Origin of the sequence: Picosynechococcus sp. NKBG042902, from assembly GCF_963864045.1 — a bacterium.
Lineage (GTDB): Bacteria > Cyanobacteriota > Cyanobacteriia > Cyanobacteriales > MRBY01 > MRBY01.
Genome location: NZ_CAWLTV010000062.1, coordinates 33189 through 57839, shown reverse-complemented (window position 1 = coordinate 57839; position 24651 = coordinate 33189). Strand labels below are relative to the sequence as shown.

At 49.1% G+C, this 24651-nt stretch carries 25 protein-coding genes and 2 pseudogenes; 8 read left to right on the top strand and 19 right to left on the bottom strand.

The features are described 5' to 3' along the window. Positions 1 to 232: 232 nt before the first annotated feature. Positions 233 to 706 (top strand): GNAT family N-acetyltransferase, encoded by a 474-nt coding sequence (locus AACR41_RS04855; protein ID WP_315862041.1) that lies wholly within the window; start codon positions 233 to 235, stop codon positions 704 to 706. Here the strand turns inward: AACR41_RS04855 and AACR41_RS04850 are convergent. After that, on the bottom strand, positions 666 to 1427 hold the full coding sequence (locus AACR41_RS04850) for a sensor histidine kinase (RefSeq protein WP_052349691.1): 762 nt from the start codon (positions 1425 to 1427) through the stop codon (positions 666 to 668). The genes AACR41_RS04855 and AACR41_RS04850 overlap by 41 nt on opposite strands. 86 nt (positions 1428 to 1513) lie before the next feature. Here AACR41_RS04850 and AACR41_RS04845 point away from each other — a divergent pair, with 86 nt between their 5' ends. Next, positions 1514 to 2407: a CoB--CoM heterodisulfide reductase iron-sulfur subunit B family protein gene (locus AACR41_RS04845; RefSeq protein WP_030007569.1), complete on the top strand. Its 894-nt coding sequence runs from the start codon at positions 1514 to 1516 to the stop codon at positions 2405 to 2407. A gap of 16 nt (positions 2408 to 2423) precedes the next feature. Here AACR41_RS04845 and AACR41_RS04840 read toward each other — a convergent pair. The 3 genes and pseudogenes from AACR41_RS04840 to AACR41_RS04830 all read right to left on the bottom strand — a co-directional run bounded on the left by AACR41_RS04840 (position 2424) and on the right by AACR41_RS04830 (position 5311). After that, a pseudogene (locus AACR41_RS04840) lies at positions 2424 to 2685 on the bottom strand (Txe/YoeB family addiction module toxin). After that, positions 2679 to 2993: a type II toxin-antitoxin system Phd/YefM family antitoxin gene (locus tag AACR41_RS04835; protein ID WP_012306465.1), complete on the bottom strand. Its 315-nt coding sequence runs from the start codon at positions 2991 to 2993 to the stop codon at positions 2679 to 2681. Before AACR41_RS04835 ends, AACR41_RS04840 begins: the two are co-directional and overlap by 7 nt. Positions 2994 to 3052: 59 nt before the next feature. Beyond that, positions 3053 to 5311, bottom strand: a complete 2259-nt coding sequence (locus AACR41_RS04830; protein WP_228657536.1) for an NADP-dependent isocitrate dehydrogenase — start codon at positions 5309 to 5311, stop codon at positions 3053 to 3055. A gap of 19 nt (positions 5312 to 5330) precedes the next feature. Between AACR41_RS04830 and AACR41_RS04825 the strand changes: the two genes are divergently transcribed. Then, complete coding sequence (locus AACR41_RS04825) at positions 5331 to 5453, top strand: hypothetical protein (protein WP_256378156.1); 123 nt, start codon at positions 5331 to 5333, stop codon at positions 5451 to 5453. 41 nt (positions 5454 to 5494) lie between these two features. Here the strand turns inward: AACR41_RS04825 and petD are convergent, their stop codons facing one another. Both petD and petB read right to left on the bottom strand, forming a co-directional pair. Then, entirely contained in the window at positions 5495 to 5977 is a 483-nt protein-coding gene (gene petD, locus AACR41_RS04820) for a cytochrome b6-f complex subunit IV (protein WP_012306469.1), read from the bottom strand. A gap of 56 nt (positions 5978 to 6033) precedes the next feature. Further along, a complete protein-coding gene (gene petB, locus AACR41_RS04815; RefSeq protein WP_012306470.1) occupies positions 6034 to 6702 on the bottom strand; it encodes a cytochrome b6 in 669 nt (222 codons plus the stop codon). A gap of 230 nt (positions 6703 to 6932) precedes the next feature. Between petB and ctpA the strand changes: the two genes are divergently transcribed. After that, positions 6933 to 8177 carry a carboxyl-terminal processing protease CtpA gene (gene ctpA, locus AACR41_RS04810; RefSeq protein ID WP_030007566.1) on the top strand — a complete coding sequence of 415 codons (1245 nt, stop codon included), beginning with the start codon at positions 6933 to 6935 and terminating at the stop codon, positions 8175 to 8177. Here the strand turns inward: ctpA and AACR41_RS04805 are convergent. From AACR41_RS04805 to AACR41_RS04795, 3 genes and pseudogenes are all read right to left on the bottom strand, one after another. Next, entirely contained in the window at positions 8174 to 8746 is a 573-nt protein-coding gene (locus AACR41_RS04805; RefSeq protein ID WP_339367625.1) for an MFS transporter, read from the bottom strand. The genes ctpA and AACR41_RS04805 overlap by 4 nt on opposite strands. 38 nt (positions 8747 to 8784) lie before the next feature. After that, positions 8785 to 9450 (bottom strand): annotated as a pseudogene (locus tag AACR41_RS04800) (MFS transporter); the annotation flags it as partial. A 295-nt stretch (positions 9451 to 9745) separates the two neighbouring features. Further along, the gene (locus tag AACR41_RS04795) at positions 9746 to 9934 is read right to left on the bottom strand and encodes a hypothetical protein (RefSeq protein ID WP_012306473.1); all 189 of its coding nucleotides are present in this window, start codon (positions 9932 to 9934) and stop codon (positions 9746 to 9748) included. A gap of 79 nt (positions 9935 to 10013) precedes the next feature. Between AACR41_RS04795 and rpmB the strand changes: the two genes are divergently transcribed. Continuing rightward, on the top strand, positions 10014 to 10250 hold the full coding sequence (rpmB, locus tag AACR41_RS04790) for a 50S ribosomal protein L28 (RefSeq protein ID WP_012306474.1): 237 nt from the start codon (positions 10014 to 10016) through the stop codon (positions 10248 to 10250). A 202-nt stretch (positions 10251 to 10452) separates the two neighbouring features. Here rpmB and AACR41_RS04785 read toward each other — a convergent pair whose 3' ends face one another. The 7 genes from AACR41_RS04785 to petH form a co-directional block, all read right to left on the bottom strand. Next, a complete protein-coding gene (locus AACR41_RS04785) occupies positions 10453 to 11655 on the bottom strand; it encodes an NAD-dependent epimerase/dehydratase family protein (RefSeq protein WP_030007565.1) in 1203 nt (400 codons plus the stop codon). Between the two features lie 359 nt (positions 11656 to 12014). Beyond that, positions 12015 to 13565, bottom strand: a complete 1551-nt coding sequence (locus AACR41_RS04780; RefSeq protein ID WP_030007564.1) for a sensor domain-containing diguanylate cyclase — start codon at positions 13563 to 13565, stop codon at positions 12015 to 12017. Between the two features lie 181 nt (positions 13566 to 13746). Beyond that, complete coding sequence (locus tag AACR41_RS04775; RefSeq protein WP_030007563.1) at positions 13747 to 14988, bottom strand: DNA cytosine methyltransferase; 1242 nt, start codon at positions 14986 to 14988, stop codon at positions 13747 to 13749. Between the two features lie 54 nt (positions 14989 to 15042). After that, the gene (gene murD / locus AACR41_RS04770; RefSeq protein ID WP_030007562.1) at positions 15043 to 16389 is read right to left on the bottom strand and encodes a UDP-N-acetylmuramoyl-L-alanine--D-glutamate ligase; all 1347 of its coding nucleotides are present in this window, start codon (positions 16387 to 16389) and stop codon (positions 15043 to 15045) included. Positions 16390 to 16446: 57 nt separating this feature from the next. Beyond that, entirely contained in the window at positions 16447 to 17202 is a 756-nt protein-coding gene (locus AACR41_RS04765; protein WP_012306479.1) for a response regulator transcription factor, read from the bottom strand. Between the two features lie 114 nt (positions 17203 to 17316). Continuing rightward, complete coding sequence (locus AACR41_RS04760; RefSeq protein WP_223209941.1) at positions 17317 to 17781, bottom strand: GAF domain-containing protein; 465 nt, start codon at positions 17779 to 17781, stop codon at positions 17317 to 17319. A gap of 247 nt (positions 17782 to 18028) precedes the next feature. Continuing rightward, positions 18029 to 19237 (bottom strand): ferredoxin--NADP reductase, encoded by a 1209-nt coding sequence (gene petH, locus AACR41_RS04755; protein ID WP_030007560.1) that lies wholly within the window; start codon positions 19235 to 19237, stop codon positions 18029 to 18031. Positions 19238 to 19755: 518 nt separating this feature from the next. Here petH and AACR41_RS04750 point away from each other — a divergent pair. The 3 genes from AACR41_RS04750 (at position 19756) to sipA (ending at position 22255) form a co-directional block, all read left to right on the top strand. Next, a complete protein-coding gene (locus tag AACR41_RS04750; RefSeq protein WP_254903390.1) occupies positions 19756 to 19887 on the top strand; it encodes a hypothetical protein in 132 nt (43 codons plus the stop codon). Between the two features lie 30 nt (positions 19888 to 19917). Continuing rightward, positions 19918 to 21912 (top strand): NAD(P)H-quinone oxidoreductase subunit 5, encoded by a 1995-nt coding sequence (locus tag AACR41_RS04745; protein ID WP_030007559.1) that lies wholly within the window; start codon positions 19918 to 19920, stop codon positions 21910 to 21912. Between the two features lie 118 nt (positions 21913 to 22030). After that, positions 22031 to 22255 (top strand): regulatory protein SipA, encoded by a 225-nt coding sequence (gene sipA, locus AACR41_RS04740; RefSeq protein ID WP_030007558.1) that lies wholly within the window; start codon positions 22031 to 22033, stop codon positions 22253 to 22255. A gap of 2 nt (positions 22256 to 22257) precedes the next feature. Here sipA and AACR41_RS04735 read toward each other — a convergent pair whose 3' ends face one another. The 3 genes from AACR41_RS04735 to AACR41_RS04725 all read right to left on the bottom strand — a co-directional run bounded on the left by AACR41_RS04735 (position 22258) and on the right by AACR41_RS04725 (position 24630). Then, a complete protein-coding gene (locus AACR41_RS04735) occupies positions 22258 to 22593 on the bottom strand; it encodes a hypothetical protein (protein ID WP_030007557.1) in 336 nt (111 codons plus the stop codon). Between the two features lie 131 nt (positions 22594 to 22724). Continuing rightward, positions 22725 to 24332, bottom strand: a complete 1608-nt coding sequence (locus AACR41_RS04730; RefSeq protein ID WP_030007556.1) for an NAD(P)/FAD-dependent oxidoreductase — start codon at positions 24330 to 24332, stop codon at positions 22725 to 22727. 127 nt (positions 24333 to 24459) lie between these two features. After that, positions 24460 to 24630 (bottom strand): hypothetical protein, encoded by a 171-nt coding sequence (locus AACR41_RS04725; protein ID WP_012306486.1) that lies wholly within the window; start codon positions 24628 to 24630, stop codon positions 24460 to 24462. Between the last annotated feature and the right edge of the window lie 21 nt (positions 24631 to 24651).

Here is a 24651-nt window from a genome sequence, read left to right as displayed (position 1 = left end):
AAGCTAAAAATCAACAATTCATCACCGGATGTATGGCGGAACTGGTTACAATGATGGACAAATTTTTCAGGTTAAGATTGCTAATGGGTTAATTAGAATGGGTAGCTTTTTTAGCTATTTTTCTTTTGCACTCGCGATCCGCCTGTCCTAGAACATTCCCGTGGGACAAGGAAAGGGGTTGCCCTGGGTGTTTTTGTTTTATTCCCTCTGCGTCTAAAAGGCTATGAATAAAATTTCGGATTGCAGCAATATTTTGTTTTCTGTGGATAAAGCCAGGGTTGATCTGGTGCAGTTGCAGGCGTTGTTTAACGCGACGGCCTTTTGGGCGAGGGAACGCTCTTTGGCGGATCTAGAAACGGCGATCGCCTACAGTGATCCGGTGGTGACGGTGTGGGATGGCGATCGCCTGATTGGGTTTACGAGGGGAACCTCAGACGGTGTCTTTCGGGCGACGGTGTGGGATGTGGTGATCCACCCGGATTATCAAGGGTTGGGCCTAGGCCGTAAGTTAGTGGAAACGCTGATTAGCCACCCACGGATGTGCCGAGTCGAGCGGGTTTATTTGATGACGACCCACCAACAGACGTTTTATGAGCGCATCGGTTTTAAAGAAAATGCGACGACTACCATGGTGCTCCACAACCACGAGCATCCGATCAGCGTGATTACCTGTGCGGTTGAGGAAACTGCCCCATTACCTGCATAGTATGGTCTTGGTAATGGCGGGTCAGGGTCCCCCCGTAGCTCGCCAACAGCTTTTTGCACAGTTGCCACTTCAGAGCCGGAGAAAATTCAAGGGCTTGGGCTAGTTGTTGGACTTCTTCGAGGCTTGGGCGATCGCCTAGGGTTAAATCCGGCACGTGGGTTTCACACCAAAAGTCCGTGGTCTGGGTTGAGGTCAGTTGAAACGTGATTTTATTGGGCTGCTGTAGCCCGTAACTGAGGTGAATTGTGCCTTGTTCAGCCCGTTGTAGGGTGGTGTCGATGAGGGTGAGGAAAAATTGGTGTAGATGGTGGCGATCGCCAAAAATATCCAGGGTAGCGCCGACCGGATGGGCAATGGTCAAGCGCAAATTATTATTCTGAGCTTTTACGCTGAGCAGGCTTTCTAGTTCTGCGAGGAGCATTTCGAGATCAAACCACTCCGCCTGTTTCGAACTTTGACCATAATCTAACTTTGAAACAGCGATCGCCAAATCAAGTAACCCCAGTAATTTTTGGCTGGCGGCATAACTTTCGGCAATAAAGGCCCGTTCTTCAGCAGGACTTTCGCACAAATCACTCAAAATGAGCTGCTGCAGCCCCATGATCGTGCTCAAGGGCGATCGCAATTCGTGGGCCACTTGGCCAAAAAACCGCGCCTGGAATTGTCCCCACTGGAGGGCGATCGCCAAATCCGTATTCAAAGCAGAAAGACCATTAGACATAACAAAACATAACTATTTTCACAGACTACGAAACGACCAACGATAAGATCAATCTACATCCTCCAAGATTTTAAGGTTTGGCTGAAATGTTGCGCTATGCTTATTTTCCCGGTTGCGTCGCCCAAGGAGCCTGTCGGGAACTGTACCTCTCCACGGCGGCCCTCACCCAAGCCCTCGACATTGAATTAATCGAACTCAAGCAAGCCGCCTGTTGTGGCTCTGGCACCTACAAAGAAGAATCCCAACTCCTAGAAGATAGCGTCAATGCCCGCAACATCGCGTTGGCTGAATCGCTTAATTTACCCTTACTAACCCACTGCAGCACCTGCCAAGGGGTAATCGGCCATGTCGATGAACGCCTCAAAGCAGCCAAAGACAATAATCCAGATTATTTTTCTCAGGTCAATCATCTCCTGAGTGAATCCCACTGTTCACCCTACAGAGGCACTAGCGAAGTCAAACATCTGCTCTGGGCGCTTGTGGGAGATTATGGCCTTGATAAGCTCACCCAAAAAGTAATTAAGCCTCTCCGAGGACTCAAATGTGCCGCCTTTTATGGCTGTTATCTCCTCCGGGTTCAAAATAGTCTTCCCTTTGATGACCCTGTCCAGCCCCATTCTCTGGAGTCTGTTTTCTCGGCGGTTGGGGCAACGCCAATTATCTATGATGGTCGCACCCAATGCTGTGGTTGGCCCCTCTCTAGTTATGCCACAGAACAAGCGTTTCGTCTCGCAGGGAAACATCTACAAGCGGCGATCTCCGCCGGGGCAGATTGCCTTGTGACCCCCTGTCCCCTCTGTCATCTCAATTTAGACTCGCGCCAACCAGAAGTCGAAAAAGTCATTGGCCAGAAATTGGAAATTCCTGTGCTCCATTTGCCCCAATTAGTAGCTCTTGCATTGGGCATTTCTCCTAAGGAACTCGGCCTCGGCAAACATATTGTTTCCACGAAGCCGCTCCTCGAAAAGTTGGGTTTTTAAGAAAAGAGTCAAATGTTTATTCGTAGTGACTCCACATCCGCAAAATTTTAATCATTCTCTCGGATTCTAAAACTTGGTAAATCAGACGATGTTGAATGTTGATGCGGCGTGAATAATAGTCTTTTAAATCGCCCACTAATTTTTCGTAGGGAGGTTGATAGGGGTTTTCTTGGAGAATTCCCAGAAGTTTTTTGAACTTTTGGTTTCAAACCAGCAGATGCAACTTTTTTGGCGTCTTTAGCTGCTTGCTTTGACAAGATTATTTTCCAGCTCACCAGTCCAGATTCTCCAAGGCAATGCATTCTTCTAGAGGTTCTCTGGCTGCCTCTTGAATGGATGCCTTCATGCCTGGAATATTGACTAAATAAAGGGTTTCTTGGATCGCGTCCCAATCAGCTTGTGAAATCATCACAGCTTTATTGTGTTCACTAGAAATCACAATCGGTTGATGGCTATCAGCAATTTCATCAATGAGTCGCTGGAGTTTATTTTGCGCTTCTTGAACTGTGAGCAAATCCATCGCTTTTTTCGTGGGCTTTAAAATTATTCCTAGTATATCTTTTTTGCTAGATAAACCAGTGATCAAAAAATCGGCCTCAGAAAATATTTTGTTTCCACGAAGCCGATCCTCGAAAAATTGGGTTTTTAAGCAGTAATCAAGGTGGCGATCGCCTGATTTAAAGTTTCACTAGGACGCATGGCCTGACTCGCTTTTTCAGAATTAGCAAAATAGTACCCATCAATATCAACCGATTGACCTTGAGCCGCATTTAACTCCGCCACGATCTTGTCTTGGTTTTCCGTTAAGGCTTGGGCTAAGGGGGCAAATTTCGCTTTTAATTCGAGGTTTTTGTCCTGTTCCGCTAAGGCTTGGGCCCAATACATCGCCAGATAAAAATGGCTGCCCCGGTTATCAATTTCGCCCACCTTGCGGGAGGGAGATTTATCGTTGTTGAGGTACTGACTGTTGGCTTTGTTTAAGGCCTCTGCCAAAACGAGAGCATTGTCATTGCCTGTTTTCTGGGCGAGGTCTTCGAGGGCAACGGCGATCGCCAAAAATTCCCCTAGGGAATCCCACCGTAAGTGGCCTTCTTCGAGGAACTGTTGGACGTGCTTCGGTGCAGAACCGCCTGCGCCCGTTTCAAACAAACCACCCCCAGCCAGCAACGGCACAATCGAGAGCATTTTAGCGCTCGTGCCCAGTTCGAGAATGGGGAATAAATCCGTTAGATAGTCCCGCAGCACATTTCCCGTAACCGAAATGACGTCCTGACCAGTTTTAATTTGGGCGCAGGTAAATTTCATCGCATCCACTGGCGGGAGAATGTGAATATCCAAACCACTCGGATCATGCTGGGGTAAATACTCTTTAACCTTAGCGATAATTTTGGCATCGTGGGCACGGTTTTCATCTAACCAAAATACGGTGGGATTCCCTGTGAGGCGAGCGCGATTAACGGCCAATTTCACCCAATCTTGGATCGCCACATCCTTGGTCTGACACATCCGCCAGATATCGCCTTTTGCTACGGGATGCGCCATTAGAATATTGCCCTGCCCATCAATGACGCGCACTTGACCAGCGGCGGCAATTTCAAAGGTTTTATCGTGGGAACCGTATTCTTCGGCTTTTTTCGCCATTAGTCCCACGTTGGCGACACTGCCCATGGTTTTGACGTCAAAAGCGCCATTTTCTTGACAGAATTCAATGCAGGCCTGGTACATGGTGGCGTAACAACGGTCGGGAATCATCGCTTTGGTATCGTAGGGTTTTCCGTCGGCTCCCCACATTTTCCCGGAGGTGCGAATCGCTGCCGCCATCGACGCATCAATGATCACATCACTGGGCACATGGAGGTTGGTAATGCCCTTGTCGGAATTGACCATTGCCAACCGGGGTTGCTTGTCATAAACCGCTTGGAGATCCGCTGCGATCGCCGCTTCTTCTGCTGGGGGAAGATTGGCAATTTTGGCGTAAACATCCCCTAAACCGTTATTGGGGCTAACACCTAAGGCTTGGAAAGTATCGGCATATTTCGCAAAAACGTCCTTGTAGTAAACGGTGACGGCGTGACCGAAAAGAATCGGGTCAGACACCTTCATCATCGTCGCTTTGACGTGCAGGGACAATAAAATATCCTCGGCTTTAGCGGCGGCGATTTCTTTTTCATAGAAAGCGCGCAGGGCCTTAACGCTCATCACCGCAGCATCGACCACCTCACCCGCAAGCACGGGAATGGCTTCTTTGAGAACAGTGACGGTGCCATCGGTGCCTTGATGTTCAATTTTCAGGGTGCCCGCTTGTTCAATAACGACCGATTGCTCACTGCCATAGAAATCTCCCTCATCCATGTGGGCGACGTGGGATTTGGAGTTCTTTGTCCATTCCCCGACCTTGTGGGGATTGTGCCGAGCATATTCTTTAACGGCAGCGGCGACCCGGCGATCGCTATTGCCTTCCCGCAGCACTGGGTTTACGGCACTACCAAGAACTTTCGCATATTTCGCTTTAATCTCCTTTTCTGCCTCGGTCTTGGGGTCAGCGGGATAATTCGGCACGTTGTAACCCTTAGTCTGTAATTCTTTGATTGCTGCCGTTAATTGGGGAATGGAGGCACTAATATTGGGCAGCTTGATGATGTAGGCGTCGGGAGTTTTTGCAAGAGCACCCAATTCAGCGAGGGCATCGGGGCGGCGTTGGTCGGCGGTGAGATATTCCGGAAAATTCGCAATGATCCGCCCAGCGAGGGAAATATCCTTAGTTTCCACCTCAATATTGGCCGCAGTCGTAAAGGCTTCCACAATGGGGAGAAGGGAGTAGGTCGCCAGTGCGGGGGCTTCGTCGGTAAAAGTGTAGGTAATTTTCGAGGTCTGGTTGCTCATATCGCTTAGGCGTCGTGTCACGGAATGTTTCTCAGCCTAAATGATACATGGCACAGGGTCTAGCCTTGACGCTTCTCCGTCTGGAAATGCTGATAGGGGTTACGCAAAAGGCGATCGCCATCGTTTAGCCGGAGCCAAAGGGGGCGATCGCCAATCTGTTTAGAAATGAAAAATAAAATTAGTCCAAAAAATTAGGCGTGGGTTTTAGAACAGGCCCAAAGTCAAAGACTCATCAATAGGGAAACAAGCACCCGCACCGAGCCAGAGAGTGACCGCAGTCCCAAAGAGGAAAACAGCCATCGCCACCGGACGACGGAAGGGGTTTTGGAATTTGTTGACGCTTTCAATGAAAGGCACCATCATCAAACCCAACGGAATCGCCCCTTGACAAGCAATACCCAGCAGTTTGTTGGGTAGTACCCGGAGGATTTGGAAGACGGGGTAGAGGTACCACTCCGGCAAAATTTCCAGAGGGGTTGCGAAAGGATTACCCGGTTCACCGATCATCGCTGGATCGAGAATCGCCAAGCCGGTAATTAAACCGATGGTTCCCGCAATACAGATGGGGAAGGTAAATAGAATGTCATTGGGCCAAGCCGGCTCACCATAGTAATTGTGTCCCATGTTTTGAGCCAGTTTTGCCCGGAGTTTTGGATCGCTAAGATCCGGCTTTTTCATGATAGACATGAGTAAAAGTTCTCCTCAACAAGAACGTTGTTTTGAGCAAACGGAAAACCTGATCCTTACAAAGGACCAGAAATACCTTGCTTACGGATCATGAGGAAGTGGGCCAACATGAAGACCGCAATCAACCAAGGTAAAACAAAAGTATGAAGACTGTAGAAACGGGTTAAGGTTGCTTGGCCAACGCTTGCGCCACCCCGGAGCAACTCAACCATTTGGTCGCCCACGACAGGAATCGCCGCAGGTACACCAGACACAATCTTGACTGCCCAGTAACCAACTTGGTCCCAAGGCAAGGAGTAACCAGTTACACCGAAGGAAACGGTGATCGTCGCCATGATGACCCCAGTAATCCAAGTCAGCTCACGGGGACGCTTAAAGCCACCGGTGAGGTACACCCGGAAAATGTGGAGAATCATCATTAAGACCATCATGCTGGCAGACCAACGGTGGATCGAACGGATCAACCACCCGAAGTTCACTTCATTCATGATGTATTGAACGGAAGTAAATGCCTCTGCTACGGTGGGCTTGTAGTAGAAGGTCATTGCGAATCCAGTGGCGAACTGGATAATGAAACAGGTAAGGGTAATACCACCCAGACAATAGAAGATATTGACGTGGGGGGGAACGTATTTACTAGAAATGTCGTCAGAGATCGCTTGGATTTCTAGTCGTTCGTTAAACCACTTATATAATTTGGAGTCGGTAACTTCTTTTGTAAACATGAAGCCTGATTAGAAACGAAAAATCTCTTTACAAAAATGTAACACAGCTTGCTCTGTCAAGTGGTGAAGTAACGGGATTATCGGGCTTTTTGGCGGATATGACGCTAATGGCGTCAGGGCAAATTTTTATGGACGGCGATCGCCCCAGGATAACCTCAAAAACCGTCAAAGGGCTGTTAATTTCGCTATAGTGTTAAAAATAATCAAGTATTTTTCATAAAACTCGACGGATGCTGAGAAAACGTTTACAGGCTGGTCTTTGCAGTCTTTTGCTGGTGTTGGTATTGGTCTTTGGGCCCATGGAGCGGGCGATCGCCTTTACCGACGAACAAGATTTACTGCTCCAGGCCTGGCGTTACGTCAGTCAAGCCTACGTCGATGAAACCTTTAACCACCAAAATTGGTGGCTCATCCGGCAAAAATTCCTGAAGCGACCCCTCAAAACCCGCGACGAAGCCTATGAAGCCGTGGGCGAAATGTTGGCCCTCCTCGATGATCCCTACACGCGTCTATTGCGCCCAGAGCAGTACCGCAGCCTAAAAGTCAGTACCTCTGGCGAACTGTCGGGGGTCGGTTTACAGATCAATGTCAATCCAGAAGTCGATGTTTTAGAAGTGATTTTGCCCTTGCCTGGCTCCCCAGCAGAAGCGGCGGGCATTGAAGCCAAAGATCAAATCTTAGCTATTGATGGCATTGACACCCGCAATATTGGCCTTGAGGAGGCGGCGGCAAGAATGCGTGGCAAAAAAGGCAGCACCGTTTCCCTCACCGTAAAATCGCCGAAAACAGACACGGTACGCACCGTCAAAGTGACCCGCGACACCATTGCCCTAAATCCTGTCTATGACAAATTAGACGAAAAAAATGGCGAAAAAGTGGGTTACATTCGCCTCAATCAATTCAGTGCCAACGCCAAAACAGAAATTATCAAATCCCTGAATCAGTTGCAAAAACAGGGGGCTGACCGCTATGTCCTCGACCTGCGCAATAATCCCGGTGGTTTACTCCAGGCGGGTATTGAGATCGCGCGCCTCTGGCTTGATCAAGAAACCATTGTGTACACGGTCAACCGCCAAGGAATTTTTGAAAGTTACAGTGCTGTTGGCCAACCCCTCACCGATGCGCCCCTGGTTGTCCTCGTGAATCAAGCGACCGCTAGCGCCAGTGAAATTTTAGCTGGGGCACTCCAGGACAATGGCCGGGCGGTACTCGTGGGGGAAAAAACCTTTGGGAAAGGGCTGATTCAATCGCTGTTTGAATTGCCGGATGGGGCGGGTATGGCCGTCACCGTTGCGAAATACGAGACGCCTCTCCACCACGACATTAACAAGCTGGGGATTATGCCCGATGAAGTGGTGCCCCAAGAGCCGATCGGCTATGCAATGATGGGGAGTGAGACGGATCTGCAATATCAAGCCGCCCTCGATCTATTGACCCAAGACCAGGCGATCGCCCAAATTTCCCAAGCTTCCTAAACCGTTGAATCGACAACCGAAGGCTCTGCCATTTGCTGTGGTGATGTTTGTAGACCCGCTAATTGTTTTGCCTCCGTCGGCACAAATAACATCAAAGCCGCTGCAATCACGAGAAAACTTCCCCCCAAGACCACAGCAGTCAGTCGATTATCCTGGAGCCAATGTTCCATAATCCAGCCAAAGCCTAGGGAAACGGCAATTTCTGGTAGCACAATAAAAAAGTTAAAAATGCCCTGGTAAATGCCCCGTCTTTGGGTCGGTAAAGCGTAGGTCAAAATGGCATAGGGGATCGCTTGGGCACTGGCCCAGGCCAAGCCAAAACCAACCATTGAAGGCAAAAGCAGCCAGGGTTGCTGAATTTTTAAGAGGGCAATCAGACTAAAGCCGCCACACAAAAGACAAATGATGTGGATCACCTTGCGACCAACGCGACGGGTTAACCAGGGTAACAGGAACGAAAAGGGAATACAGACGGCATTAAAGACAGCAAAACAAAGCCCTGCCCATTCAATGCCTTGGTTATAGAGGGTTGACTGAATATCCACAGCTCCAAAAATATTCCGGGCCACCGCTGGCGGGAAGTAAATAAAAAACAAAAAATTCCTAACCAGGTAAAAATTTGCACCCAAGCAAGTCGATACATCGTCGGTGGCATTTGTCCCAACACTTGCCAGGTTTCACTAAAACTCTGGCGGATACCACCCCGTTTTTCCTTGAGTTGATCGAAGCGGTCCAAATCCGGAGGGGGAGATTCTGAGGTGGTCAGCACCGTCCACAGTACAGTGGTGAGAAAAAGCCCGGCACCAATATAAAAAGACCAGGTGACAGATTGGGGAATTTGCTGATCTGGGCCAGTGGTGGAATTGACAGCAAATAAGTGACTCAGGAGCCAAGGCAACATCGAAGCGGCGATCGCCCCTAGCCCAACCATCACGCTCTGCATGGCAAACCCTTTTGTCCGTTGCTGCTGGGGCAGTAAATCGCCAACGAAAGCCCGAAACGGCACCATACTCGTATTGGCACTGGTGTCCAAAATCCACAGGAGTCCCGCCGCCATCCAAAGGCTGCCACATTGGGGCATAAGGACTAACGCCATGGACGCTAAGATGGCCCCCACGAGAATGTAAGGGCGACGGCGTCCCAGGGGAGTCCAAGTGTAATCACTTAAATTGCCAATGACCGGTTGTACCAAAAGACCCGTTAGGGGGGCCGCCAACCAAAGAATCGGAATACTGTGGGCACTAGCGCCGAGATGTTCAAAAATAGAGCTCATATTGGCCATCTGCAGGCCCCAACCAAACTGAATTCCCAGGAAGCCAATGCTCATGTTCCACAGTTGCCAGGCATTAAACTCTTGTTTTTGTTGCGGGGAATTGTCCGTTGAGGGGGTTGCGATGGTTGGATTTTGGGAAGATTTTTCTTCCCCAGTAAAAGCCATATAAAATTCTCCAGTTGCCGAGCGATCGCCCTATGGATGAAGTTGAGGACTAGAGGACTATCGCCCATTGGTTGTCATAATTTCATTCTAGCGGCCCAACTTGGTCGCCCCAGGGAAATCGCTTTAATGCTTAGGAGTGAAATGCTTGATCAATGTGGGACTGGGCAAAAACGCTGATCGTTGTCGGGAGCATCTCCACCATCGGCGCAGGTTTCATTTCGCCGCGAAAATCGAGGATTTGGACGAGCAGTAAATAGGCGATCGCCAACAAAAGAGAAATCGCTCCGGTAATAATAGCGGTCAGTTTTCCGCGTTGCATGAATTTGGCCTCGCTTCGTTAATGCATTATGATTGTAGATTGGATTACTTATTATAAAAATTGCTAGGAGATCTTTCGTATGTCCCGTAAGTGCCAGATTACCGGCAAGAAAGCCAATAATGCGATGGCGGTGTCCCACTCCCACCGTCGGACGAAAAAGCTACAAGAAGTTAATTTGCAGTGGAAAAGAGTCTGGTGGCCCGAAGGCAATCGCTTTGTCCGCCTACGTCTTTCCACCAAAGCCATCAAAACCCTTGAAAAGAAAGGCATTGATGCCATGGCTAGAGAAGCTGGTATCAACCTTAACAAACTCTAAGGTCAAAAACGCCAGTTCTTTATTACTTTCACCAGACTTCCATGGGTTGCTATGGAGGTCTTCTTTATTTATTTCTAAATTTTAAAAAATTCAGTTCTTTTTCGCACCTCACCACTTCGCCACTGTACTAGCCAACAATTCAGTCAAAACAAAAAAGAGGGGCGATCGCCCCCCATTACGCCAAATATTTAATTAAACCTATCTAGACCTTTGCATGGACTTTCAGGGGTTCTGCGGTCGCACTTTGGTTCCACTTAGAAGTACAGAGGATTCGGGAGCGATCGCAGCGATCCACATATTTCTTCGCGATTTCTGTGACCTCTAACATCAATCCCTTATCGAGCTTGGTCGGTTCTAGGCCCATATCGAGGAAACACTGATTATCCACATACAGTTCGTTTTCTGCTGCTTCATTCCGGGGATTTTCTAAATATTGAATTTCTGCCCCAGCGATATTCGCCACCATCTGCGCCAGATCCCGGACGCGGTGGGTTTCCGTCATCTGGTTGAGAATTTTGACTCGTTCCCCTTTCGCTGGAGGATTACTGATCGCCAGCTCAACACAACGCACCGTATCTTGAATATGAATAAAAGCACGGGTTTGGCCGCCAGTACCATGGACAGTCAACGGATGGCCTACAGCTGCCTGCATCAAAAAGCGATTCAGCACGGTGCCATAGTCGCCGTCATAGTCAAAGCGATTGATGAGCCGCTCGTCCATTGCTGTTTCTGCGGTGTTCGTACCCCAAACAATCCCTTGGTGCAAGTCAGTGACGCGGACTTGGTCGTTTTTGTTGTAGTAGGCAAAAAATAATTGATCCTGGGTTTTGGTCATGTGATAGATGCTGCCAGGATTTGCCGGGTGCAGAATTTGCTTCTCGATCACTTTGCCTTCTTCGGTGACCACCTGAACATCGAGGTAGCCTTCGGGAATTTTCATCCCGGCGGTACCGTAACCATAAACCCCCATGGTGCCGAGGTGTACCACGTGGATATCAAGGCCGGATTCCACAATGGCGCAAAGTACGTTATTGGTTCCGTTTAGATTGTTATCGACGGTATAACGCTTGTGCTTGGGAGACTTCATGGAGTAAGGGGCGGCCCGCTGTTCGGCGAAGTGAACGACCACATCCGGTTGATAGTCAACGAATAGCTTGAGAAGCTGGTCATATTCGTGGGCAATATCGAAGTTGAAGAACTGAATTGTTTTGCCAGTGAGTTCTTTCCATGCTCTGAGCCTGACCGACATTGGGCTAATCGGCGTCAGTGATGTCACTTCCAGTTCGTTATCAATGTTTCTTCTGGAAAGGTTATCAACAATAACAACATCATGACCTGTTTTCGACAGATGCAATGCTGTGGGCCAGCCGCAAAACCCATCTCCACCCAGAACAATAATTTTCATGGATTCAACTCCTTAGGTTTTTTATTTTGGTGCTTTAAAAAGTAGTGTGCATGGTGTGTACTCCCGGAAAATTTTTTGGGGTTCATGGTACGCCATACATATATTCCCGAGTTTGTAGAAAAGGATGACTTCAAAGGGGATGTCGGGTATTTGGATCAAAACAAAATGCTCGAAATTAAAGCAAATCGTTGAAATCATCCCACATTATAGACGGTTGGGTCGTTCCCTGAGATCATCTTGCACGGGGTTAATGGACTTTTAATCCAGGCTAGCGTAAGGATAAATCGCTGTTAATCTGGGCTTAAAACCTAGGGGCTGACAAATTATAGGCAAGGCGATCGCCACCTAATGCCCTTGGCCTAGGGCAAATGGGGAAACTCAGACTCCCCGGCGACAACAATACGATTGCGCCCCTGTTGTTTGGCTAAATAGAGGGCTTGGTCAGCTTTTTTCACAAACGTTAGGGGTTTTTCCTGGCTCTGGGGAATCCCACTGACAACACCAAGGCTGACGGTAACAATTGCCTCATTTATCTCCGTTGCATTGTGGGCAATCTGAAGCTCTAAAACAGTTCGTCGAATCCGCTTGGCGACAATAGTTGCGCCTTCCTGAGTCGTGTTCGGTAAGACAACCACAAACTCCTCTCCCCCATAGCGAGCCACCAAATCTGCCGGTCGTTTGAGGAGGTGTTTCACTGCTTGGGCAATTTGAATCAGACATTCATCTCCCTGTTGGTGACCATAGGAATCGTTGTAGCGCTTGAAGTAGTCCACATCAAAAAGAATTAAAGCGAGGGGTTTTTGCTCGCGGTAGAGACGATGCCACTCCGCCGCGAGCCGTTGATTGAAACAACGTCGGTTGGCAATTTGAGTTAAACCGTCTAAATGGACTAATTTTTGTAGTTCTTGGTTGGTCTGCCGGAGAAGTGCTTCACTACGACGTAATTCTTTTGTTCTTTCTAAAATGAGCTTTGTGGAATTATCCAGAGCTTTCTTTAGGGAAGCTTGGGCGCGGCTCCGTTCTTCCACGACCGCTGAGAGGAGCAGAGAACTGAGGGCAAATACCCCCATAAAGGACTGTAAAAACAATAAAGATTGATTTTGGGACTCTAAAACAAAGACACCCAAGCCATGGGCAGTTGTATAAATAGCCAAGATAGAAACAATGCTGACCAATAGGCTTGACACAAAAGCACCGTAACGAAACACTGTCCAATTTAAAATCAGCAGCAATAGGTAAGCAACGGGATAACTTTGAATAAAAATACTCCAGCTCACACTGATAAAAACAGCTAAAATCAGCAACATCTCGATGACATGGTAGGGGATTTTTCGGCTAAAAAAGTCCTTCCCCAGGAGAATTACCGGGGTGAAAATCAAGTGAGCCAAAGTGCTCGCCAGCCACCAAGTAAACCAATTTAAGCCATACTGTCCCCATTCCATACGTTCTGCAAACACAATACTGGTGACACCAATAAATGCAGAGGCCATTGGCGAAAGGGTTGCAGCCGTGATGTAGGTTAAAACGCCCCGAACTTGATTAAAAAAATGTCGGCTCTGGGAATATTTTTTTAGGATAAAACGGGCTAACAGAGGCTGTACTAAATTGCCGGCAATGCAACCAAAGTTAACCCAAAAGAAAGCCTGAATACTAATATTTGGATCCCGTTCGATCAAATCAAAAGAAATAACCCAAAGGGAACCTAGGGCAATGCTCGGTAAGATTTTATTGCCAAAAAGAAGAATTAAACCCAATGTTAATCCCGAAGGAAGCCATACTGAAGCGACGGTTCCCGGCAGGGTGGTAAAAACTAGACTGATTTCCGCGGTCCAGGCATAGGCGATCGCCAAGCAGATATTGAGGCCGAACCATCGCAGCCATCGACTGTGCAGCAGTCGGAGAAAATCCATAGTACCAGTAATTGGGGAGAAGCGTTAACAAGAATTAAACAGCAAAAAGAGACTGGTTTCTACCAGCTCAAAATCAATTTCACAACGGGTTATTGAGAGTTAAAAAGATAGTCTGTCAAATAGGAATATAGTTATCATAGGTGAGAAATTGGGTTTCAAAAAATATAATTTTTATGAGTTTTTAAGGTGGAGAAAGACGGCGACGGCGTGGCACTAAATGTCGCGGAATTTCCCAATATTGACTAGCTTGCCCAAGGGGATACCATAAAGCATCAGTTTGGGTAATATGAATTGTTTTTTGGGGGAGCAAATTCGGCTGAATGTCTAAGGTGTGAATAATTTCTTGGGCAATTTTTTGGGCCAAGAGCGGCAGCACAGCATTACCAATTTCCCGGAAGCCATGCCAAACCTTGCGATGAAACTGAAACCAATCGGGGAAGGTATGTAGGCGGGCAGCTTCGCGAATCGAAATGCAGCGGGGCAGTTGGTAATGAATCGGTCTAGGAGCCGTAAAGGAGCCTTTTTCAGTGGGAGTACCGGCCCGCAGAGTATTACTGAGGCCCTGGGCATCTAGCTTAAAGAGGCGACTAATGGCTTCTTTTTTGCCGGGGGGAGTGGCTCGGAAACGGGCTTGGATGTCTGGTTGATGCTGAGAACCAAGGTGGCCCCAAAGAAAATTAGGTTCTAGGTGGCGGGAATGGCAATGGCGAAACTGCTCATGGAGCGATCGCCCAAAGGTTCCCAAAGGTTCGGGGGGGACAATGCCCCGGTCAATGTCTGTAAAAACAGGGATGGGTTCTAAATCGGCGATCGCCTCGTGGACAGTAACATAGGGTGCTAGGCCGGGGCCATGGCTCGGCGTTGGATAGGCCACCGGGGGGACATCCCGGCGATATCCCAAGAGAATTAAGCGTTTACGTCGTTGGGGAGCACCATAGTCAGCACCATTGAGCACCTGGGGGGGCAAAATATGGTAGCCAGCCTCCCCTAAAGATTGGCAAAGCTGTTTTAGCATCCCTTGGTGACGTTGCCCAGTCAGGCCCTGGACATTTTCAAAAATGAAATATTTGGGTTGAATGTCCCGCAACAGACGGACATATTCAAAGATCAGTTGATTGCGCGGGTCACCCAATTGTCGTTTGCCCATCACCGAAAATCCCTGGCAGGGAGGGCCACCCGTGAGTAAATCAATGTCTGCCGTTGGATAGCCGCGCCGTTCGATAGCTTGGCGCATTTCTGGCCATTGCAGGTGACGAATATCCCGGCAAAAGGTGACGCCATAGGGAAAATTGACTTCGTGAACGAGGGCATGGACGGGATCAATCTCTACCGCTGCGACCACATCAAAGCCCGCCGCTTCTAGCCCCAGGGACATTCCGCCGCATCCGGCAAACAAATCAATGGCTAGGGGCCTTTGGTTCACGGTGCGCTCCCAGTAAGTGTTTGTGATTCTCTTTAATGCTAAAGGGTTTTGGCTCTATAGAGCTTGGCAAAGGTGACGAAAATGATCGCCTCGGTGCTCGAAACTGCGGTATTGATCGAAGCTGGCGCAGGCGGGCGAGAGGAGCACTGTTTTCGGTTGATAGGTCGAAATTAAGGCAACACTGCGGGCGATCGCCTTTTCTAGGGTTTCAACGATTTCGTACTGGGTGTAATCGCTCTCTTGGAATAACTGGGCAAACTGGGGGGCCGCCTCACCAATTAAAAGCACCGTCGCTGCCTTTTCTTTAATTTTTTCGATCCAGGCCTTAGCATTGCCTGCTTTGGGTTCGCCCCCAGCAATGAGAATCACCGGGCCAGGGGCCGCATTTAAGCCCACCTCAGCGGCATCATAGTTTGTTGCTTTACTGTCGTTGATAAAATCAACCCCCTGGTGCTGGCAAATGAACTCGAGACGATGGGGAACACCAGGAAAAGTAGCAATGGCTTCGGCGATCGCCCCTTTGTCAATATTTGCTAACCGGGCGGCGGCGATCGCCAAGAGTAAATTCTGGAGATTATGGTCGCCGACCATTTTGAGTAGAGAAACCGGAATTACCAATTCCCCAAAGGCTTTCACCCAAGCATCCTGGATAAATACCCCCCGTTTAGGGTCGCACGGTAAATGTTCTGCTCCCTTGATGCTTGTCCAGTAGGCGTCGGGCCATTGCTCTGCCTGCGATCGCAAAAACGGATCATCCCCATTTAAAACCTGGCGACGACTGCGCTGAATGAGGGACGCTTTAATGCTGTGATAATTGTCGAGGGTGTAGTGGCGGGCGAGGTGGTCTGGTGTGAAGGTCGTCCACACGCCAATTTGAGGACAGAGGGTCGGCGCAGATTCGATCTGATAGCTACTAATTTCGGCCACAATCCACTCTGGGGTGGTTTCTCCCAACACAAGTTCACAGGCGGCATGGCCAATATTCCCGCAGGCAGGGCCACCACGACCCGCTACCTGAAAAATTGCTTCGACCAGGGCCGTAGTGGTGGTTTTACCATTGGTGCCCGTAATGCCGACCCAGGGTTTTTGGTCTAAATTGCGCCAGGCCAGTTCCATCTCGCCGATGGTGTCAATGCCTTGATCCCGCGCCTCTTTCAGAAAAGGAATATCCCAGGGTACCCCCGGACTGACGACGATTAAATCCGGGCGATCGCCTTCTTCCAAACTGGGGGTATGGCCGAGTTTGACCGTAATCCCTTGGGCCGACAGCTCCTGTTGCACTGCCACGAGGGATTCATCCGTTTGGCGATCGCCTAAGATCACCTCCCAACCTTGTCGCTTTAAAAGCCGTGCTGCCGCAATTCCCGAACGACCAATGCCAATGACGAGCGCCTGAGCCATACCATCTCTGTCGAAATAATGTGATCGCTGATTGTACCGAATTATGGACGCTTTCCCCTAACCAAATCGATAGCCAAAGCCCCGCACTGTGATCAAATATTCCGGCTGACTCGGATCTAACTCTAACTTTTCCCGTAACCAGCGGATATGCACATCTACCGTTTTTGTATCCCCTAGAAAATCAGCACCCCAAACCTGTTCAATCAACTGATCCCGTGACCAGACCCGGCGCGGATAGCTCATAAACAATTCCAATAAACGATATTCCTTGGGCGACAAACTCACTTCCTCACCCCGCACTGTCACCCGACACTCCTCCGGGAACAAAGAAATATCCTTAAACTGACGTACCGAATTTTTAGGCGTGCTCCGGATAAACTGCTGACGCCGCAACAGCGCACGGCACCGGGCCACCAACTCCCGCAGACTAAACGGTTTGGTTAAATAATCATCTGCGCCCACCTCTAGGCCCAATACCCGGTCTGTCTCACTCGCCTTGGCACTTAGAACTAAAATCGGAATTGTGTTTCCCTGATATCTCAAAAAACGACATAGATCTAAGCCATTCACTTCCGGCAGCATAATATCTAGGATCACCAAATCCAGAGGCATATCCGGGGCATTGAATTCTGGATTTTGCAGCATATTCAAGCCTGTGCGGCCATTATCCGCAAAAAAGACCTCATAGCCTTCTTCCTCTAAACCCATCACAATCATGTCACGAATGACTGCCTCGTCCTCCACTACTAGGATCCGTGCTTTCGTCGATAGCTCAGCATCTAGGGTATGTGACATCAAATCAAGGGAGAGCATAAAAATAAATTATTTACAGGGTTACGCCAACATATACATCAAAAGGCAGAGATTTGGCTAGTACATTGTGATTTCCTATACATTCACACTGCCAAGTTTAGCCAGGGTCAGGATTTAGTCCATGAGTTGTAAATCACCAGCTAGGGTTTGCGCCTGTTGTCGCACAAACTCCACCTCCTCCGCTAGCCAAGTCCGGACCTCATGGTGATGAGCCGCTAACAGTCCCCATAAACGTTGATCGACGATGATTGGCGCAACCAGATCGGCCCGCACCCGAATTGATCGCAAAAAGTCCAGGTGACAAAGGTCAAAATCACTTGCCTCAATATCTGTAATTTGTAGGATTCTGCCTTGGAGATACCGTTGGGCATAATCACCATTAAAACAATCATCGGCCCCCGTCGAGCCTAAAATCGAAAATTCACTCTGGCTCAGGGATTCAATGATCACCTGCCCTTTCCATTCCCGATAGAAATAATAAATGACAACCCGACTCACCCGGAGTTGCCAGCGTGTTTGATCAGTGGCCTGTTGTAGCAATTGATTACGAGTCAGGGTGCGATTTAATCGCTCGTTCACTCGATTAAGACTTCGATCAAACATATTCGGCTGCTAGTTTTATTACCTTCGATTTTATAAAGATCTCTTTCACTTTGGGAATTAATGATGAATTTCCTCGGAGGGCGCTCCAGTTTTAACCTGCTTTGGCAAGGGATCTGTCTTGAACAAAAAAGCCCTGACAAACCGTAGTGGCTCCCAGGGCAGAGATTAACAACTTGCTGAAATTGCACGATAGTGTGACTAGCAGAAGCTCACAGCAACGTTTTTAGTAAACTTCCACATGCCAACGGTGTTCTTTTTTCATGGAGCGGCGCATTTCTTCCCAATTGAGACCACGCTTCTCTGCTTCGGCGGTAAAGGTTTCGTCAATGGGGGGTTGCATGCCCTTGAGACCACACATATAAACATGGGTATTGGGTTTTTGAATCATCTCAAAGAGTTCATCAGCATATTCGCTAACGCGGCTTTGAACGTAAACCTTGCCACCATCGGCGGTCTTTTGTTCGCGGCTAATGGCGTAGGTTAGGCGGAAGTTGTCAGGATTTTCCGCGGCCATTTTTTCGAAGTCGTCTTTATAAAGGATATTGGCAGTATAGGGGACACCGAAGATGAGCCATGCCTTGCCTTTAAATTTGTAGTCTTCGTGCTGCTCTTTGAACATCCGCCAGAGGAAAGCCCGGAAAGGTGCAATCCCAGTGCCGGTAGCGAGCATGACGACAGTTGCGTCTTCGTCATCGGGCAGCAGCATTTCTTTGCCAACAGGGCCAGTGATCTTGACGTCATCTGTGCCGACAGGAAGATTACAGAGATAGGTAGAGCACACACCATAAACTGTTTCGCCAGATTCGGGATCTTGGTATTCGAGTTGACGAACACAGAGGGAGACGGTCTTGTTGTCTTCCATATCGCCATGACGGGTAGAGGCGATGGAATAGAGTCTGAGCTTGTGGGGTTTCCCGTTTTTGTCTTCACCGGGAGGAATAATCCCAATACTTTGACCTTCTAGGTAGCGCAGATCGCCTTCGGAAATATCGAAGGTTACGTGACGCACGGTGCCGCTGCCGCCTTCGTCAACAAGCTCGTAGTTTTCGATACATTTGCCGAGGAAGGGAGTCTTCGGGCGATAGATATTAACTGGAACTGAGATGTCAGTGGTTTTGGGGTGAACGATTTTTGTTGAAGAAGCCATAGGAGATTGTGCAGATGCTTGGGCGGAGGACTGGCCTTCACTCACAATCTGGGCTGCATCTTCTGCGGGACGGATACTAACGATTTTGCCTCCCAGTTTGGTAATGCGTTGCATTTCCTGGTTCATTCTGGCATAGGGCACAGTAATAAATGTGGTGCCACTTTTACGAACGAGGGAGTTTTCGTTACGACCGTCGCCACCCAGACCAACAACTTCGTAGATAAACAGACGATTGGCGTAGGATTGATTTCCAGTAGAGTTTGCTGTGCTAGTGATACCGTACATTATGTGCAGTTTCCCAATTATTTTGATTTATCAGTTTTTTTGATCTTAAAGGGGGTGGATCGTCGGTACAAACCGCTTTTTCCCGCTTTAGAGTCAAGATTATAAGGGCTTTACTCCATTTAGACTATCATTGTGCTGCCCATGCTTTACTGAATGGGGCGGGAAGTGCGACTGATTTTGATGTATCAGAATTGGGATGGCAAGGTCACTGGAAACACGATCTTAGCCGGGCTCGGTTCCTTGGAGTTAGTTAGTGCAAGATTGTGAGTCAAGGAAGTTTAGAAAAGCATTTTAGGGATGTTTCTCTAGGGGTTTTGTGATGGCTGTTGCATTCTTCTTGGGGCTTTGTAAGGGGATCTTCATAGAGGTAATCTTTTTAGATTTTCTTTAGATTTTTTTGAAATGGATTAGAACAGGGCGATCGCCTTTGCTGGGGAATTGTGATAGCAAAATATAATCAAACGGCGGTAATCCGTTGAAGATTTAGGGGGATATGTCACAATGAGGGGCGAAACTCTTTGACCATTGGTGTCTATTTAGAACAGCCCAAACAGAGCAACTCGCCCCAAGCAATTCCGAAAAATGCCCTTGGTCAACTGTGCGCTGTCACCCAAAATTTGTTGGGAAATTTGACATCAATGGATGTGTAACTTAGAAAGCAAGAATCCTAGGCATTCGTAATGGAACCGCTTTATCAATATGCATGGTTGATTCCGGTGCTGCCTCTGTTGGGGGCAATGGTTATCGGGATCGGCTTAATCTCCTTAAACAAATTCACGAACAAGCTACGGCAACTCAATGCGGTATTTGTTCTGTCGCTCATCGGTACTTCGATGGCCCTCTCTTTTGGGCTACTCTGGAGTCAAATTCAGGGTCATGAAGCCTTTACCTACACCCTAGAATGGGCGGCGGCAGGCGATTTTCATCTGCAGATGGGCTATACCGTGGATCACCTGAGTGCCTTGATGTCGGTGATCGTAACCACGGTGGCCTTGCTGGTGATGATCTATACCGATGGTTACATGGCCCACGATCCGGGTTATGTCCGTTTTTATGCTTATTTGAGCATTTTTAGCTCGTCGATGTTGGGTCTGGTGTTTAGCCCAAACCTTGTGCAGGTTTACATTTTCTGGGAATTGGTGGGGATGTGTTCCTACCTCCTGATTGGCTTCTGGTATGACCGCAAGGCGGCGGCCGATGCTTGCCAAAAGGCTTTTGTCACAAACCGTGTCGGCGATTTTGGTCTCTTGCTAGGGATGCTCGGTCTCTATTGGGCCACGGGCAGTTTTGAGTTTGATCTGATGGGCGATCGCCTGGTGGATCTCGTCTCGACGGGGCAAATCAGCTCCCTCCTGGCCATTGTCTTTGCTGTACTCGTTTTCCTTGGCCCTGTGGCTAAATCCGCCCAATTTCCGCTCCATGTGTGGCTCCCCGATGCCATGGAAGGGCCAACCCCCATTTCCGCTTTGATCCACGCGGCGACCATGGTTGCCGCTGGAGTGTTCCTCGTGGCGCGGATGTATCCCGTGTTTGAGCCGATCCCAGAGGCGATGAATGTCATTGCCTGGACGGGGGCAACCACCGCTTTCCTGGGGGCGACCATTGCCTTAACCCAAAACGACATCAAAAAAGGTCTTGCCTATTCCACCATGTCCCAGTTGGGCTACATGGTGATGGCCATGGGGATCGGTGGCTACACCGCTGGGTTGTTTCACCTGATGACCCATGCCTACTTTAAAGCGATGCTTTTCTTGGGTTCCGGTTCTGTCATCCATGGTATGGAAGAGGTAGTCGGCCATAATGCTGTGCTGGCCCAGGATATGCGGCTGATGGGTGGCCTGCGGAAATATATGCCTATCACTGCCACAACGTTTCTCATTGGCACCCTCGCTATCTGTGGGATCCCGCCCTTTGCTGGTTTCTGGTCGAAGGACGAAATTTTAGGCTTGGCGTTTGAGGCCAATCCTGTGCTCTGGTTCATTGGTTGGGCCACCGCTGGCATGACCGCTTTTTATATGTTCCGGATGTACTTCCTGACCTTTGAAGGGGAGTTTCGCGGCACGGATCAGCAACTGCAAGAAAAGCTCCTGACGGCGGCAGGTCAAGCCCCCGAAGAAGGCCACCATGGCTCTAAGCCCCACGAGTCTCCTTTAACGATGACTTTCCCGTTGATGGCTTTGGCGGTTCCGTCGGTATTGATCGGTTTGCTGGGGGTTCCCTGGGGTAATCGGTTTGAAGCTTTTGTCTTTTCTCCCAACGAAGCAGCAGAGGCCGCTGAGCATGGTTTTGAATTGACAGAATTTTTGATCATGGGTGGTAATTCTGTGGGGATCGCCCTCATTGGGATTACCATCGCCTCGCTGATGTATCTCCAGCAGAAAATTGATCCGGCTCGTTTGGCCGAAAAATTCCCGGTGTTGTATCAGTTGTCTTTGAACAAATGGTACTTCGACGATATCTACAACAATGTTTTTGTGATGGGTACCCGGCGCTTAGCCCGACAAATCCTTGAGGTGGACTATCGCGTCGTCGATGGGGCCGTAAACCTCACGGGGATCGCCACCCTCTTGAGTGGTGAGGGCTTGAAATACATTGAAAATGGCCGCGTCCAGTTCTATGCGCTCATTGTGTTTGGGGCGGTGCTAGGCTTCGTCATTTTCTTTAGTGTGGCCTAGCCGTCACTATATTCCGAAAGTTGAGAAGATAAAATTCCCCCTTGCCTGAGTGGTGAGGGGTTTTGTTTTTCCTGATAAGATTTGCAGTGGCGTTGTTACAGGGGTTAGCAGAAAAATTATGGCTGGATTTAAACAAGGAACCCAGGTAAAGCTGACACAGTTGCCCCCCTATCTCAAGACCGCAGACCCGATGCCGATGTTGCGTCCGGCGGATTTGTTGGCGGTGGGGGCGGTTGGCACCCTAGGCGATCGCCGCCCTGGTGGTTATTGGGCGGTTAAGTTCGAGCGGGGCTCTTTTTTGCTTGAAGAAACCTATCTGGCAGTCGCCACTGGGACGGCCTAAACCTAGGAATTGGGCAGATCGACAGCTGGACTCAGGGGGACAAAATCGCCGTGAATAGTGAGGCCGAGGCACATGGTTTCGCCGGTTTGGATGCGTTTCCCCGTGAGGGCGCAGGTTTCATCCTTTTGGGCGATCGCCTCAAGGGTCGCCCGAATATCTGCTTCGCTAAACTGGGGTCGATAATCCCCTGAGTTGTGATTGACGTAGTTCCAGAGAATATCGCGGATTAGGGCCTGGTATCCTTGGTTTCCAGCGAGTTCCTTGAGTTTATCTTTCAGTTTGCGCTCTAGGCGAATACTGGTGACTTCCATTTCTGTCGTGCTAGTTGCCCGAGTCATAATCTTCGCTAATCCCCTTACATTTAAGACTTTACTAAATATCTGTCCTCGGAATGAGGCAAAATATCAAAAGTTGTAGTGTCAGTGTAGTGAAAATGTTTTAGAAAAAAAAGCGCGATTTGGCTGAATTGTTACTCATTGACAATATCTAAGGCGATCGCCTCCGCGACTTTGACCCCATCAATGGCTGCCGAAAGAATGCCCCCTGCATAACCTGCTCCCTCCCCCGCAGGATAGAGGCCCTGGGTGTTGATGCTTTGGTAATCTTTGCCCCGTTTAATGCGAATTGGCGAAGAGGTGCGCGTTTCTACTCCTGTTAACATCGCCTCGGCCATGGCAAATCCCTTAATTTGTTTGTCAAAAGCGGGTAGAGCTTCCCGAATCGCTTCAATGGCGTAGTCCGGCAGCGCGGTGCTGAGATCCGTTAGCTTAACTCCCGGGGCATAGGAAGGCTTAACTTTGCCCAACGACTCAGAAGAACAACCCGCGAGAAAATCTCCCACCAATTGACCCGGCGCACTGTAATCGCCGCCACCCAGTTCAAAGGCTCTGGCTTCCAATTCTCGTTGGAGATCAATGCCTGCGAGGGGATGCCCCGGAAAATCCTCTTCTGGGGTAATGCCAACAACAATCCCTGCATTGGCATTGCGTTCGTTGCGGGAATATTGGCTCATGCCGTTGGTGACGACTTTGCCTGCCTCGGAGGTGGCCCCAATCACCAAACCCCCCGGACACATACAAAAGCTATAGACCGAGCGCCCATTTTGACAGTGGTGGACGAGCTTGTAATCGGCGGCACCGAGAATCTTATTGCCAGCAAATTCCCCGTAGCGACATTCATCGATCAGGGGTTGGGGATGTTCAATGCGAAAGCCAATGGAAAAGGGCTTGGGTTCGATGTAAACGCCCTGGTCATGGAGCATCTGGAACGTATCCCGCGCACTGTGTCCCATGGCCAGCACCACGTGGGAACTGGGGATAAATTCGCCATTTTCGAGGGTGACCCCTTTGACCTGATGGTTTTCTAGTTCGAGGGTTTTGACCTTGCTTTGGAAACGAATTTCGCCACCCAAGGATTCGATGGTTTTGCGGATGCTTTGGACGATACCGACGAGCTTAAAGGTGCCGATGTGGGGCTTGGCGATGTAGAGGATTTCGGGGTTAGCCCCGGCGGCGACAAATTCTTCGAGGACTTTGCGTTTGTAATGGTGGCGATCGCGCACCTGGCTGTAGAGTTTCCCATCGGAAAACGTCCCTGCGCCTCCTTCTCCAAATTGGGCATTAGATTCGGGGTTAAATTCTCCCTTCTTTTTCCAGAAATTAAAGGTGTCTTTGGTGCGCTCATTGACGGTTTTTCCCCGTTCTAGCACAATCGGCCGAAAGCCCATTTTGGCTAGCATTAATCCCGCAAACATCCCACAAGGCCCCATGCCAATGACGATGGGCCGCGTCGCACAATCTGCCGGTGCTTGGGCCACCATTTTGTAACTCATGTCTGGGGTGGGGAGCACGTGGGGATCTTTTTTGAAGCGTTTTAGCAAAGCTTGATCCTTCGTGGTGTGCACATCAAAGATGTAGACGAGGTAAATATTGCTCTTTTTACGGGCATCGTAGCTGCGTTTGAAAATCTGATATTCCAGCAAGTCATCCGGCTGAATTTTCAACTTCTGGCAAATGGCCTGGGCGATCGCCTCTGGGCTGTGGTCGAGGGGCAGTTTGATTTCCGTAAGACGAAGCATGGCAGTTACTGACAAAAATAGCGGTGATGATCCCTGGGGCCGGGGATTCTTATTAAAAACGAAAAAAATCTTCCCCACAATGGCGAGGAAGACCCGGACTCAATAAATAAAGATTTAGTCAGCGGCCTTAGATCAACCCCAACCAGCTCAGGACGCCTTCTTTGGTAAATAATTCGATGGCGATCGCAATGATGATCCCGATCATCGCCGCCCGGCCATTGAGCTTCTCGGAATAGAGATTGAAGCCAAACTTCGGATCTTCAAGATTGGGCTTAACGGTGGGTTCTGGAGCTGCCATGGTAAAAACCTCGTCTTATCG